Origin of the sequence: Nocardia asteroides, assembly GCF_021183625.1 — a bacterium.
In the GTDB taxonomy this organism is placed as follows: Bacteria; Actinomycetota; Actinomycetes; order Mycobacteriales; family Mycobacteriaceae; genus Nocardia; species Nocardia asteroides_A.
In genome coordinates this window covers 677,352-690,760 of sequence record NZ_CP089214.1, presented here as the reverse complement: position 1 = coordinate 690,760, position 13,409 = coordinate 677,352, and the positions used below count along the sequence as shown (strand labels likewise).

The 13,409-nt window shown below is 74.8% G+C and carries 8 protein-coding genes; 2 read left to right on the top strand and 6 right to left on the bottom strand.

Annotated features, from left to right (window positions below; all coding sequences use genetic code 11):
* Positions 1-3 precede the first annotated feature (3 nt).
* Positions 4-6,177: a type I polyketide synthase gene (locus tag LTT61_RS03495; protein ID WP_233018473.1), complete on the top strand. Its 6,174-nt coding sequence runs from the start codon at positions 4-6 to the stop codon at positions 6,175-6,177.
* Positions 6,178-6,229: 52 nt separating this feature from the next.
* Here the strand turns inward: LTT61_RS03495 and LTT61_RS03490 are convergent, their stop codons facing one another.
* The 6 genes from LTT61_RS03490 to LTT61_RS03465 are packed head-to-tail and all read right to left on the bottom strand — an operon-like array spanning position 6,230 to position 12,650.
* Entirely contained in the window at positions 6,230-6,643 is a 414-nt protein-coding gene (locus LTT61_RS03490) for an ester cyclase (protein WP_233018472.1), read from the bottom strand.
* 29 nt (positions 6,644-6,672) lie between these two features.
* Positions 6,673-7,440, bottom strand: a complete 768-nt coding sequence (locus tag LTT61_RS03485) for an SDR family NAD(P)-dependent oxidoreductase (RefSeq protein WP_233018471.1) — start codon at positions 7,438-7,440, stop codon at positions 6,673-6,675.
* Entirely contained in the window at positions 7,437-9,209 is a 1,773-nt protein-coding gene (locus LTT61_RS03480) for a dipeptide ABC transporter ATP-binding protein (protein ID WP_233018470.1), read from the bottom strand. Before LTT61_RS03480 ends, LTT61_RS03485 begins: the two co-directional genes overlap by 4 nt.
* Positions 9,206-10,042, bottom strand: coding sequence for an ABC transporter permease (locus LTT61_RS03475; RefSeq protein ID WP_233018469.1), 837 nt, complete (start codon positions 10,040-10,042; stop codon positions 9,206-9,208). Before LTT61_RS03475 ends, LTT61_RS03480 begins: the two co-directional genes overlap by 4 nt.
* Positions 10,039-10,977: an ABC transporter permease gene (locus tag LTT61_RS03470; RefSeq protein WP_233018468.1), complete on the bottom strand. Its 939-nt coding sequence runs from the start codon at positions 10,975-10,977 to the stop codon at positions 10,039-10,041. Before LTT61_RS03470 ends, LTT61_RS03475 begins: the two co-directional genes overlap by 4 nt.
* A gap of 5 nt (positions 10,978-10,982) precedes the next feature.
* Positions 10,983-12,650, bottom strand: coding sequence for an ABC transporter substrate-binding protein (locus LTT61_RS03465; protein ID WP_233018467.1), 1,668 nt, complete (start codon positions 12,648-12,650; stop codon positions 10,983-10,985).
* Positions 12,651-12,824: 174 nt separating this feature from the next.
* Here LTT61_RS03465 and LTT61_RS03460 point away from each other — a divergent pair, with 174 nt between their 5' ends.
* A complete protein-coding gene (locus tag LTT61_RS03460; protein WP_233018466.1) occupies positions 12,825-13,376 on the top strand; it encodes a GNAT family N-acetyltransferase in 552 nt (183 codons plus the stop codon).
* Positions 13,377-13,409: the final 33 nt, after the last annotated feature.

Genomic DNA, 13,409 nt, shown 5'->3' with positions numbered 1-13,409 from the left:
CGCATGGCAACCGAAGCCAAACTCCGCGATTACCTCAAGCGCTCCATCGCCAAGGAGCAGAAGCTGCAGCAGCGCCTCGACGACCTGCAGGCCAAGACGCGGGAGCCGATCGCGATCGTCGGCACCGCCTGCCTGCTGCCCGGCGGCATCGAATCCCCGGAGCAGCTGTGGGAGCTGGTGGCCGCGGGCGGCGACGCCGTCGGCGAGTTCCCGGCCGACCGCGGCTGGGATCTGGCCGCGCTCTACGACCCCGACCCGGACCGCCCCGGCACCTCCTACACCAGGCACGGCGGCTTCCTGGACGGCGTCGCCGACTTCGACCCGGACTTCTTCGGCATCTCGCACCGCGAGGCGCTCGCGATGGACCCGCAGCAGCGGCTGCTGCTGCGCACCACCTGGGAGGCGTTCGAACGCGCCGGGCTCGACCCGCACGCGTTCGGCGGCAGCCGGACCGGCGTCTACGCCGGGCTGGCCGGGCACGACTACGGCTCCCGGCTCGACCCGATCCCCGACGATCTGGAGGGGTACCTGGCCATCAACAACCTGGGCAGCGTCGTCTCCGGGCGGATCGCCTACACCTTCGGGTTCGAGGGGCCCGCGGTCACCGTGGACACGGCGTGCTCGTCGTCGCTGGTCGCCGTGCACCTGGCGGTGCGGGCGCTGCGCTCGGGCGAGATCGACCTCGGGGTGGCGGGCGGGGCGTCGGTGATGTCGACGCCGATCGGGTTCACCGAGTTCTCCCGGCAGCGCGGGCTCGCCACCGACGGCCGGTGCAAGGCCTTCGCCGCGGGCGCGGACGGCACCGGATGGGCCGAGGGTGTGGGAGCCGTTCTGCTGGAACGCCTCTCGGATGCGCAGCGGCTGGGGCACCCGGTGCTCGCGGTGATCAGGGGGAGCGCGGTGAACCAGGACGGGGCCTCCAACGGGCTCACCGCGCCGAACGGGCCCGCCCAGCAGCGGGTGATCCTGGCGGCGCTCGGCGATGCCGGGCTCGGCGTCGGCGAGGTGGACGCGGTGGAGGCGCACGGCACCGGCACCGTGCTCGGCGACCCCATCGAGGCGCAGGCGCTGCTCGCCACCTACGGATCGCGCGACGGGGGTGAGCCGCTGTACCTGGGGTCGCTGAAGTCGAATATCGGGCACGCGCAGGCCGCCGCGGGCGTCGCCGGGGTGGTGAAGCTGGTGGAGGCGCTCGAGCGCGGGTGGCTGCCTGCCTCGCTGCACCTGGAGGCACCGTCCCCGCTGGTCGACTGGGCGAGCGGGCATGTCGCGCTGCTCACCGAGGGGCGCTCCTGGCCGGAGACCGGGCGCCCCCGGCGCGCCGGGATCTCCGCCTTCGGGGTGTCGGGGACCAATGCCCACGTCGTCCTGGAACAGGCCCCGCCCGCCATCGGGCTCGATCCCGTCGCGCCCGATGGCGAGTTCGCGCCGGGTTCCCACGGGGTCGTGCCGGGCACCGACGGGGTGGCGCCGGGCTCTGACGGGGTGGCGCCGGTCGGCGAACGGCCGTTCGTGGTGTCCGGCGTCGGCCGGGCCGGGCTGGCGGCTCAAGCGGCGCGGCTGGCCGAGTTCGTCTCGGCGGGAGCCGATCTCGATGCCACGGCATCGACCCTGCTCCGGCACCGGGTCGAGTTCGACACCAGGGCCGTCGTGCTCGCCGCCGACCGGGAAACCCTGATCGCCGGCCTCACCGCCGTCGCGGAGGACCGCCCCGCACCGGGCGTGATCACCCCGGCCCCGCGCTCGGGCAGCGGCCTTGCGGCGGTCTTCGCCGGACAGGGCAGCCAGCGCGCGGGCGCGGGCAGCGCACTGTACGAACGCTTCCCTGAGTTCCGCGCCCCGTTCGACGAAGCCGTCGCGCTGCTGGACCGGCACCTCGCTCCGGTGGCCGGGCACTCGGTCCGCGACGTGGCGTTCGGCGCACCGGGCACCGAGGGGCTGATCGACTCCACGGTCTACACCCAGGCCGTGATCTTCGCGGTCGAGACCGCGCTGTACCGGCTCCTGCGCTCCCGGGGCCTCCACTTCCACACCGTCGCCGGCCACTCCATCGGCGGCATCGTCGCCGCGCACGTCGCGGGCGCGCTCTCGCTCGCCGACGCCGCCCGCCTGGTCGCCGCCCGCGGCAGGCTCATGGGCGAGCAACCGCCCGGCGGCGCCATGGTCGCGATCGAGGCCACCGAGGCCGAGCTGCTCCGGGCCATGGAGCAGCACCCGGACCGCGCCGAGGTCGCGCTGGCCGCGGTGAACGGCCCGCGCGCGGTCGTGCTCTCCGGCGCCGAGGCCCCGGTGCTCGCCATCGCCGCCGGATTGGCCGAGCGTGGCCGCCGCACCAGGCGGCTCACCGTCTCGCACGCCTTCCACTCCCCGCTCATGGAGCCGGTGCTCGCCGACTTCGAGAAGGTCGTGGCCGAGCTGGTCTGCACCGAACCCACCGAGGCGACCCTGGTCTCGGACGCCACCGGCGCCGTGCTCACCGCCGCCGATCTGGCCGGCCCCGGCTACTGGGTGCGGCACCTGCGCGGCACCGTCCGCTTCGCCGACGCCGTCGCCACCCTGCGCGAACAGGGCGCGGGCACCGTGCTCGAGCTCGGCGCCGACGCCGTCCTCACCCCGCTGCTGCGCGGTGCCGGCACCGTCGTCGCGCCGGTCCTGCGCCGCGGCCGCGACGAGATCGGCACCGTGCTCACCGCCGCCGCGACCGCCTTCGCCCAGGGGCACCCGGTCGACTGGACCGGGCTCGTCCCGGAGACCCCGCGGATCCCGCTGCCCACCTATGCCTTCCAGCGCACCCGCTTCTGGGCGGAGCGGGAGGCGGGCCGGGCGCACGGGACCGTCCCCGGTATCGACCACCCGCTGCTCACCGGCGCGGTCACCCTCGCATCCGGTGACGGCGCGCTGCTCACCGGGCAGGTCTCGCTGCGCAGCCACCCGTGGCTGGCCGACCACGCGGTGCTCGGCACCGTCATCGTGCCGGGCACGGCGCTGCTCGACCTGGCGGCCCGGGCAGCCACCGAGACCGGTGCCGAGGGGGTGGCCGAGCTCCTGGTGGAGGCGCCGCTGGTGCTCGGCGACGACCCGGTCGACCTCCAGGTCACCGTGACCGGCGCCGAGGTGCGGATCCACTCCCGCCCGTCCGGCGGCGAGTGGATCCGGCACGCCACCGCCCTGCTCGGCGCCGAGCCCGGCGATCCCTTCCCCGACCTGCGCACCTGGCCGCCCGCCGACGCCACCGAGGTCGACGTCACCGGCATCTACCCGGAGCTGCTCGGCACCGGCCTCGCCTACGGCCCCGCCTTCCAGGGGCTGCGCCGGGCCTGGGAGCGGGCGGGCGAACTCTTCGTCGAGGTCGAGCTCCCCGAGCCGGAGCGCGCCCGCGCCGCCGCCTTCGGCGTGCACCCCGCGCTGCTCGACGCCGCCGTGCACCTGCCCGCCCTGCGCGCGCTCGCCGACATCCCGGCGGGGACGAACCGGCTCCCGTTCGCCTGGAACGGGGTTCGCATGCACAGCGCAGGCGCCGCCGCCCTGCGCGTGCGGATCGCCGAGACCGCGCCGGACACCGTCGCCCTGCACGCCACCGACCCCACCGGCACCCCGGTCCTGGCCATCGACAGCCTGGTCGCGCGCCGCGTCTCCGCAGCCCAGCTGCGCTCCGCCCGTTCGGAGCTGCGCGACGCCCTCCACGAGCCGGTCTGGGTCCCGGCCCCGCTGACCGCCGCCGCCCCCGGCACCTTCCTGGTGCTGAACGACGACGAGACGGCCACCCGGCTCCGCGCCCTCGGCCACCGCGCCGAGGAGGTGTCCGGCCCGGCCACCGCCACCGAACACCCCGCCGCCACCGCCGCCGTCCTCACCGCGACCGCACTCGACCAGACCATCCCCGTCCTGCGCGAATGGCTCGCCGACCCCGCCCTCGAAGCGCTGCCCCTGATCGTCGCCACCCATGCCGCGATCGCAACGCAGCAGGCAGATCCCACCGCGACCGACCCACCGCACCCCGCCGCCATCGGGCCCGACCCCGCCGCGGCCGCGATCTGGGGCCTCGTCCGCTCCATCCAGGCCGAACAGCCCGGCCGCCTGATCCTCACCGACCTCGACGGCACCGACGAATCCCTCGCCGCCCTCGCCGCACTACCCCCGCTCGCCACCGCGGAGGACCCGCAGACCGCCCTCCGCACCGGCGAGATCCTGGTACCCCGCCTGCACCGCTGGGCCCCGGACGCCGAACCCGGGGAGTGGGACGCAGCGGGCACCGTACTGATCACCGGTGCCCTGGGCGGCGTCGGCGCCGAAATCACCAAACACCTGGTCACCACGCACGGGGTACGGCACCTGCTGCTGCTCGGCCGCCGCGGCGCCGCCACCCCGGGCGCCCCCGAACTCGTCGCCGAGCTGGAGGCGGCAGGCGCCACCGTCCAGGTGCGCGCCACCGACATCGCGAACCGCGACGAACTCACCGCCGCCCTCGCCGAGATCCCCCGGACGCACCCGCTCACCACGGTGGTGCACGCCGCGGGCGTGGTCGACGACGCCCTCTTCGCCGACCTCACCCCGGAGCGGCTGACCACCGTCCGCGCCCCGAAGGCCGAAGGAGCCAGGCACCTGCACGAACTCACCGCGGAGCTTCCGACCCTCACCCGATTCGTCCTCTTCTCCTCGGTCTCCGCCCTGCTCGGCGGCCCCGGCCAGAGCGCCTACACGGCGGCGAACGCCGAACTCGACGCCATCGCCACCGCCCGCCGCGCCACCGGCCTCCCCGCGACCTCGATCTCCTGGGGCCTGTGGGAGCAGCCGAGCGGCACCACCGCCCACCTCACCCCCGCCGACCGCGCCCGCATCGCCCGCGGCGGCCTCCGCTCGCTCCCCACCGACCTCGCGACCACTCTGTTCGACGCCGCCCTCGCCGGCGACCTCCCGGTCGTGGTCGCCGCCCGCTTCGACACCGCCGCGCTCACCAGGCGCGCCGAAACCGACGCCACCCCACCGATACTGCGCACCCTGACCGGCACCCGCCGCCCCAACCGGAACTCGGCGCTCACCGAACTCGCTGGCCTCGACCCCGAGGCCAGGCAGCGCGCCCTGCTCGACCTGGTCCGCGCCGAGACCGGCGCCGCACTGGCCCACCCCGACCCCGCCGCCATCGAACCCGCCCGCGCCCTCGTCGAACTCGGCCTCGACTCGCTGAGCGCCGTCGAACTCCGCAACGGCCTGGCCAGGGCCACCGGCCTGCGCCTGCCCGCCACGCTCACCTTCGACCACCCCACCCCGGAGGCCGTCGCCACCTTCCTCGGCACCCGGATCGACGCTCCGACGGCACCGGAGAAACCGGCCGCGACGGGCCTCGCCGCCCTGCACCGCCGCATCCACGAGAGCGGCAAGTACGCCGAGGCCGCGCAGCTGCTGATCGCGGCCTCGCACGCCCGCACCACCTTCCCTGCGGATGAGCGGGAACGCCACGCCCTGGCGCCGATCCGGCTCGCCACCGGCCCCGCCCCGACCGCCGTCGTCGCCTTCCCGGCGCTGAGCGCGATCTCCGGCCCGCACGAGTACTCGCGGGTGGCGCAGGAGTTCCGCGGCGAGCGCGACTTCTTCGTGGTCCCGTGGCCCGGCTTCACCGCCGGCAGCGACGATCTGCCGGACTCCATCGCGACCCTGGTCCGGCTCGGCGTCGACGGGCTGCGCGCCGCGCTCCCGCCGGACCGGCCCTTCGTCGTGCTCGGCCGCTCGATGGGCGGCTGCGCCGCGCACGCCGTCGCCGCCGCGCTCGAGGCGGAGGGGCTGCCGCCGAGCGGGCTGGTGCTGGTGGACAGCTACCCGATCGACGCCGCCACCCAGCCGGGCATGGAGTGGTGGGTCGGCTCGATGATCGGCGGGATGCTGGAGCGGGTCGACCGCTTCGACCTCGCGGTGCAGGACGACCGGCTCACCACCATGGGCAGCTACAACCGCATCTTCGCCGACTGGCGCCCCGGCCCGATCGCGACCCCGATCCACCTGCTGCGCGCGGAGAACGCGCTGCCGGGCACCACCGTCGGCGGCGACCGCGACTGGCGTGCCTACTGGCCCGTCCCGCACGGCACCGCCGACATCCCCGGCGACCACTTCACCGCGCTGGAGGAGCACGGCCCGACGACCGCCGCCGCGGTGCGGGAGTGGCTGCTGCGGCTGGAGTCCTGACGCACGGCGAGGGGCCTCCCGATCGAATCGGGAGGCCCCTCGCCGTCGGTGCTCAGCCCGCGAGCTGGGCGATGATCCCGGCCCGGTCCGGCAGCACCGAGTACTCCACGATCCGCCCGTCCCGGAACCGGATGGTGCTGATGCTGAACCCGGTGAAGTGCCGCCCGGTGTCCGGCACGCCGAAGAGTTCACCGCGCTGCGTGCCCTCGATGGTCCAGTAGACGACGACGCGGTCGTCCTCGGCCACGGTGTCGACGACGGTCGCGGTGACGTTCTCGACGTTGGCGCGCAGCCAGGTGATGTGCTCGACGAAGCCGCCGCGGCCCTTGACGCTCCCGGCCGGGACGGCGCTGTCGGTGCCGTCGTCGGCGACGATCTCGTCCAGCAGGTGCAGCTGCCCCTCGGTGATCACCTCGTGGTAGAAGCGGCGCGCGACATCCTTGTTGGTCTGTGCGATGGTGCTCAATCGTCTCTCCTTCTCGTGCGGTGCGGAATTCAGAAACCCTGGCCGGGCAGCGGCAGGATGCCGAGGTTGGCGTCCAGCCCGCCGTCGACGACCAGCGTGGTGCCGGTGATGTACCCGGCGGCGGGGGAGGCGAGGAACCAGATGGCCTCGGCCTGTTCGCTCGGTTCGGCGAAGCGGCCGAGCGGGATCCGGCGCTCGATGACGGCGAGCAGCGCCGGATCCCGGTGCACGTTGGCGGTGATGCCGGTGCGGGTGAGGCCGGGGGCGAGCGCGTTGATCCGCACGCCCTGCGCGGCGTAGTCGATGGCGAAGGCGCGCACCAGGTTGATCAGCGCGCCCTTGGAGGCGTTGTAGGCCCAGTTGCCCGGGTCGCCGCGCAGCCCGGCCACCGAGGAGGTGAAGATCGCCGAGCCGCGGGTCTCGCGCAGCGCCGGGATCGCGGCCTTGAGGCCGTGGATGGGGCCGCGCAGGTTCACGCCGAAGATCCGGTCGGCCGACTCCACCGAGCCGGGGGTCTCCAGCGGCGGGGTGCCGCCGGTGCCCGCGTTCAGGACGACGGTGTCCAGCCTGCCGAACCGCTCCAGCGCGGTCTGCACGGCCGTCCGGTTGACCTCCTCGGCGGAGACGTCACCGGCGACGGTGACGATGCCGTCGCCGAGCGATTCCAGCCCGCGCGCGGAGACGTCGACGGCGACGACGTGCTCGCCGCGCTCGGCGAAGAGCTCGGCGGTGGCCCGGCCGATACCGGAGGCCGCGCCGGTCACGAGGACGACGCGCGGGGTCGATGGTTCGCTCACAACAATCCTTTCGAGAGGGGAACGGCCGCCCGCGGGACGGCGGCCAGCAACTGGCGGGTGTAGGGGTGCCGCGGATCGGCGAAGAGCTGCTCGGTCGGCCCGGCCTCGACGACCCGGCCGTCCCGGGTGACCAGCACCCGCCCGCAGAGCCTGCGCACCACCGCGAGATCGTGCGAGATGAAGAGCAGCGCGGTGCCGGTCTCCCGCCGGATCCGGTCGAACAGCTCCAGGATCTGCGCCTGGATGGTGACGTCGAGCGCGGAGACCGGCTCGTCGGCGACGATCAGCTCCGGCTCGCCGGCCAGCGCCCGCGCGATCGCCACCCGCTGCCGCTGCCCGCCGGAGAGCTGCGCCGGACGTCGTCGCACCAGCTCCGGATCCAGCCCCACCGACACCAGCAGCGCCGCCACCCGGGCCGCGGGGGAGCGTTCCCGGTGCAGCGCCTCGGCCACGATCCGGCCGACGTTCCAGCGCGGGTCGAAGGCGCTGAGCGGGTCCTGGTCGATGAGCTGGATTCGCGGCCGCAGCGGCCTGCGGGCGCGTTCGGTGCGCTCGCTCCACGGCTCGCCGCCGAAGTGCACGGTGCCCGCGCGCGGGGCCAGGTGGGCCAGCGCGAGCCGGGCGATCGTGGACTTGCCGGAGCCGGATTCGCCGACCACCCCGAGGGTTTCGCCGCGCGCGAGGGTGAACGAGACGTCCTCGACCGTGCGCCGCCCGGCGCCGCCGGGCAGCGTGTACTCGTGCCCCACCGCCCGGAACTCCAGCAGCGGCGGGCCGTCCGGCGCGGCCGGCTCCGCCGGGGGAGCGAGCCGGGCGCGCGGCCGGTGCTCGCCGGGGTGCAGGCAGCGCGCGGCGTGGCCGTCGCCGAGTTCGGTGAGCGCGGGCAGCGCGGTCCGGCAGCGCTCCTCGGCCAGCGGGCAGCGGGTGGCGAACGGGCAGCCCGAGGTCGCGGGCGGCGCCCACGGCGCGAGCGCGGGGTGCTCGGCCGGGCCGTCCACCCGGGGCGCGGCGGCGAGCAGCTCGACGGTGTAGGGGTGCGCGGGCGCGGCGAAGAGCTCCGCGGTGCGCCCGCGCTCCACCACCACCCCGGCGTAGAGCACCGCCACCTCGTCGGCGTTGCCCGCGACCACCGCGAGGTCGTGGCTGATCAGCAGCACGGCGCTGCCCGCGGCCCTGCGCTCGTCCAGCAGCCGCAGGATCTGCGCCTGCACCCCGACGTCGAGCGCCGTGGTCGGCTCGTCGGCGATGATCAGCTCCGGGCGGGCAGCGACGGCGGAGGCGATGAGCACCCGCTGCCGCAGCCCGCCGGAGAGCTCGTGCGGGTACTGCAGCAGCCGGTCGTCCGGGTCCGGGATGCCCGCGGCGGCCAGCAGATCGAGCACCGCGTCGTCGAGCTCGTCCGGTTTCGCCAGCCCGTGGATCAGCAGCGGCTCGGCCACCTCGTGCCCGATCCGGCGCAGCGGATCCAGCGAGGTCAGCGCGTCCTGCAGGACGAAACCGATGCGCCTGCCCCGGATCCGGCGCCACTGCCTGCCCGGCAGCGCGCGCAGGTCGATCCCGTCGAAGCGCAGGTCGTCCGCGCGCACCTCGGCGGTGTCGCCGGCCAGCCCGAGCAGGGTGCGGGCCACCACGCTCTTGCCCGACCCGGACTCGCCGACCAGCGCCAGGCAGCGCCCAGCCACCAGCTCGAACCCCACGTCGCGCACCGCGGGCGCGCCCGCCCCGAACCGCACCGACAGATTCCGCACCTCGAGCAGCGGCTCGGTCACGATTCCCCCTCCGATCGGGCCCGCAGGGCACGGCCGAGCACGCTCACGGCCAGCACCGTCACCGTCACCGCGAGCCCGGGGAATACCGCGAGCGTCCACTGCGCGGAGAGATAGTTGCGGGACTGCGCGAGCAGCGCGCCCCACTCCGGCACCGACGACTCCGCGCCGAGACCGAGGAAGCTGAGCGAGGCGCCGATGATGATCGCGGTGCCGATATTGATCACCACCAGCACCCCGAGCGGGATCAGCACATTCGGCGCCACGTGCCGCAGCACCACCCGGACCGGCGCGATGCCGAGGTCGAGCGCCGCCCGCACGTACGCGAACTGCCGCACCAGGTGCGTCCGGATCCGCACGATCCGGGCGAAGCCGGGGGCCAGCGCCACCGTCACCGCGATCGCGACATTCCCGGTGCCCGGCCCGAGCACGGCCACCACCAGCAGCGCCATCAGCACCGCGGGGAACGCGAGGAAGACGTCGGCGAGCCGCATGCCGACCTGGTCCGCCACCGGGCCGCCCAGCGCCGCCAACAGCCCCCACACCGCGCCGGCCAGGCTCGCCGCCAGCGTCGAGCCGACCCCGACCAGCAGCGTGGCCGCGGTGCCGTGCACCACCCTGGCGTAGACGTCGCGGCCGAGCCAGTCGGTGCCGAACGGGTGCGCGAGGCTCGGCGGCCGCAGCGTGACCGCCGGGTCGATGGCCTCCGGTGACCCGGCCAGCAGCCCCGGCGCCATCGCCGCCAGCAGGATCAGCAGCAGCACCACCCCGGCGAGCAGCACCCCCGCACCGGGCAGCCGCGCCGAGCCGCGGCCGAGCGCGCTCGCGGTACTCACCGCACCACCGCCCCGACCCGGGGGTCGACGATCCGGTACAGCTGGTCCAGCGCGATCCCGATCAGCGAGAAGGCGGCGGCGGTGAGCACCACCAGCCCGGTCACCACCGGGTAGTCGCGGCCGCGCACCGCCGTCACCAGCACCTGGCCCAATCCCTGCCGGGCGAAGACGGTCTCGACGACCACCACCCCGCCGAGCAGGTTGCCGAACATCCAGCCCGAGATGGTGAGCACCGGCAGCGCCGCGTGCCGCAGCGCGTGGTGCAGCCGCACCCTGGTCTCGGTGGCGCCGCGCGCCCGCACCGTCAGCGCGAACGGCTGCGCCAGCGCCTGCTCGATCCCGTCCCGCGCCACCTGGGAGAGCACCCCGGCGACGGCGATGGCGAGGGTGATCCAGGGCAGCACCAGCGCGGCCGGGCCGCCGTTGCCCAGAACCGGGAACACGTGCCAGCGGAAGGAGAAGAGCGCCAGCAGCAGGAACCCGATCCAGAACGTCGGCATCGAGAGCGCCCCGAACTCCGCCACCCGCGCCACCGCGCGCGGCCGCGGCCTGCCCGCCGTGGCGACCGCGACCGCGAGCGCGAGCAGCAACCCGAGCACCATCCCGCCGAGCGCGAGTGCCAGCGTGGCGCCCGCCTGCTCGGCCACCACCGTCAGCACCGGCTGGTTCAGCTGGTACGAGCGGCCCAGGTCGCCGCGGCACAACCGGCCGAGAAAGCGCAGGTACTGGAGCAGCACCGGGTCGTCGAAGCCGTAGTCGGCGCGGATCCGGGCCAGCACCTCCGGCGCGGCGGTGGCCGCGACCCCGCCCGCCACCGCCCGCGCCGGGTCGCCGGGGATGAGCAGCAGCCCGGCGAAGGTCACCGTGGCCGCGCCCCACATCACCAGCAGCGCCAGCGCCAGCCGCCCGGCCAGCCAGCGCAGCGGCTCCGGCACCCCGCTCAGGAGGCGAGCCAGACGTCGGCGAAGCGCGGGTAGGTCTGCGCGTCGAAGACCAGCCCGCGGACCGAATCCGCGAACCCGGTCAGGCTCACCGGGGTGTAGACCGGCACGATGTAGGACTGCTTCAGCACCTCGCGCTGCACCGCCGAGTAGGCCGTGCCCGCCCTGGCCGGGTCGGCCGCCGCCTCGGTGACCCAGGCGTCGATCTCGGGCGAGTCCACCAGCGCCACGTTGCCGCCCGCCTTCGCGTAGGTGTTGGCGGAGAAGAAGGCGAAGCGCAGCACGTCCGGGGTCGGGCGGGCGAAGCTCACGTCGACCAGGTCGTACTCGCCGCCGATCAGGTAGCGGTCGACGTAGGTGCCGGTGTCGACGGTCGGTCTGGCGATCTCGATGCCGACCGTGCGCGCCTGCGCCTTGAAGCCCTCGGCGATGACCTCGCGCTGGTCCTTGGTGCCCTCGGGCCAGTACGGCCAGACCAGGGTGAGCCGCCTGCCGTCCTTGACCCGGTATCCGTCGGCGTCGGTCCCGGTCCACCCGGCCTGGTCGAGGAGCCTGCGCGCCGCGTCCGGATCGTGCTTCGCCAGTTCGCTGTTCGCGCCCCCGTCGTAGCCGGCCGTGGTCGGGCTCAGCGCGTTGTCCGCCACGGGGTAGCGGCCGAAGTAGACGCTGCGCACCAGCGCCTCGACGTCGACCGCCGAGCTCAGCGCGCGGCGCACCAGCGGATCCCGCAGCGCGCCGCGGGAGCGGTTGAGGTAGACGTTGTAGTTCAGCCCCGGCGTCTCGGTGCTGTGCAGTTCGAAGCCGTCCAGCTCCGACAGGTCACCGGCGGAGACCGGTGGCACCCCGGCGATGCCCTGCACCTGGCCGCTGATCAGCGCGCCGTAGCGGGTGGCGTCCTCCGGGACGAACTCGAACACCAGCCGGTCCAGGTAGGCAGCGCCCCGGTTCTCCGCGCCGGTCGGCGGCGAGGTGTAGCCCTCGTTGCGCACCAGCGTCTCGCGCTTGCCCTGCTCCCACCGCTCGAAGGCGAACGGGCCGGTGCCCACCGGGCGGTACTCCGGCGCGGCGAGCGCCTGCGGGCTCTGGATGCCGAGGCTCGGGGTGGAGAGCGCCTGCAGGAACGGGGTGAACGGCTGCTTCAGCACCACCTCGAGCCGTCGGGCGTCGAGCACCCTGGTCTCCTGGTACGGCGTGATCAGCGAGGCCGCGTAGGCGGACTTGGTCTGCGGGTCGACCACGTGGTCGAGGGTGGCGCGCACCGCGGCGGCGTCCAGCGGGGTGCCGTCGTGGAAGGTGACCCCCGCGCGCAGCGTGAAGGTGTAGGTGCGGCCGTCGGGGGCGACGCTCCACTCGCTGGCCAGCCACGGGCCGAAGCTCTCCGGGCCGGTCTGCACCACCAGCGAGTCGAAGATGTTGCGGTTGATCACGCTGGTCACCGCGGTGGCCGCGACGGCGGGGTCGAGCGAGACCTGGGTGCCCGCCACCGCGTAGGTCAGCGTCCCGCTGCGGGCGGGCGAGTCCGCCGCGGCGTCCGAGCCCGACCGGGTGGCGAGTAGGACCCCCGCCACCACCACCGCGACGACCGCGATCACCGCCGCGATCGGCCACGCCCGGCTGCGGCCCAATCTGTTCCCGGAACGCCGGACCTCTTCGTGCTCTGCAGACATGGGATCGACTCCAGCACGGCCCATCGGACCAGGTCAACGATTGGCGCACAACCGAATTCAGGTTCCGCCGATACTGATCGGTGCCGATCGGAAGACCCGATCGAAGATCGGAATCTCGCTGCGCGCAGCGCTGTACCCCATGCCACGGACGGCTTCGCGCTCTACGATCCCGGCATGACCGGACCCGGCAGGATCTTGGCCCGCGCCTTCCACGACGATCCCATGTTCACCTACATCCAGCCCGACCCGGCGCGCCGCGCGGCGGTGCTGCCCTGGTTCTTCGACACCTCGGCCCGGCTGGGCCGGAAGTACGGGAGGCTGGACGAGCGGCCCGGCGCGGGCGCGGCGATCTGGCTGCTGCCCGGCCGCGGGCTCGGGCTGCGCCAACTGGCGGGCGCAGGCTTCCTGAGCGCGCCGGTCCGGCTCGGTATCGGCGCCTTCCGCCGCTTCGGCGCCTTCACCTCCGAGCTGGAGCGGGCCCAGCGCGCGGTGCTCGAGCAGCCCTTCCTGCACCTGTTCATCCTCGGCGTCGACCCGGACGAGCAGGGCCGCGGGCACGGCGCCGCGCTGATCGACCCGGTGCTCGCCGACTCCGCCCACCCCACCTACCTGGAGACGGTGAACGAGGCGAACGTGCCGTTCTACGAGCGGCACGGCTTCGACGTCGCCTCCACCCACCAGCCCGACGGCATGCCGCGCTTCTGGACCATGATCCGCCGCCCGTGACGCCGAACGGGCCCCCGGCGGGCTGCCGGGGGC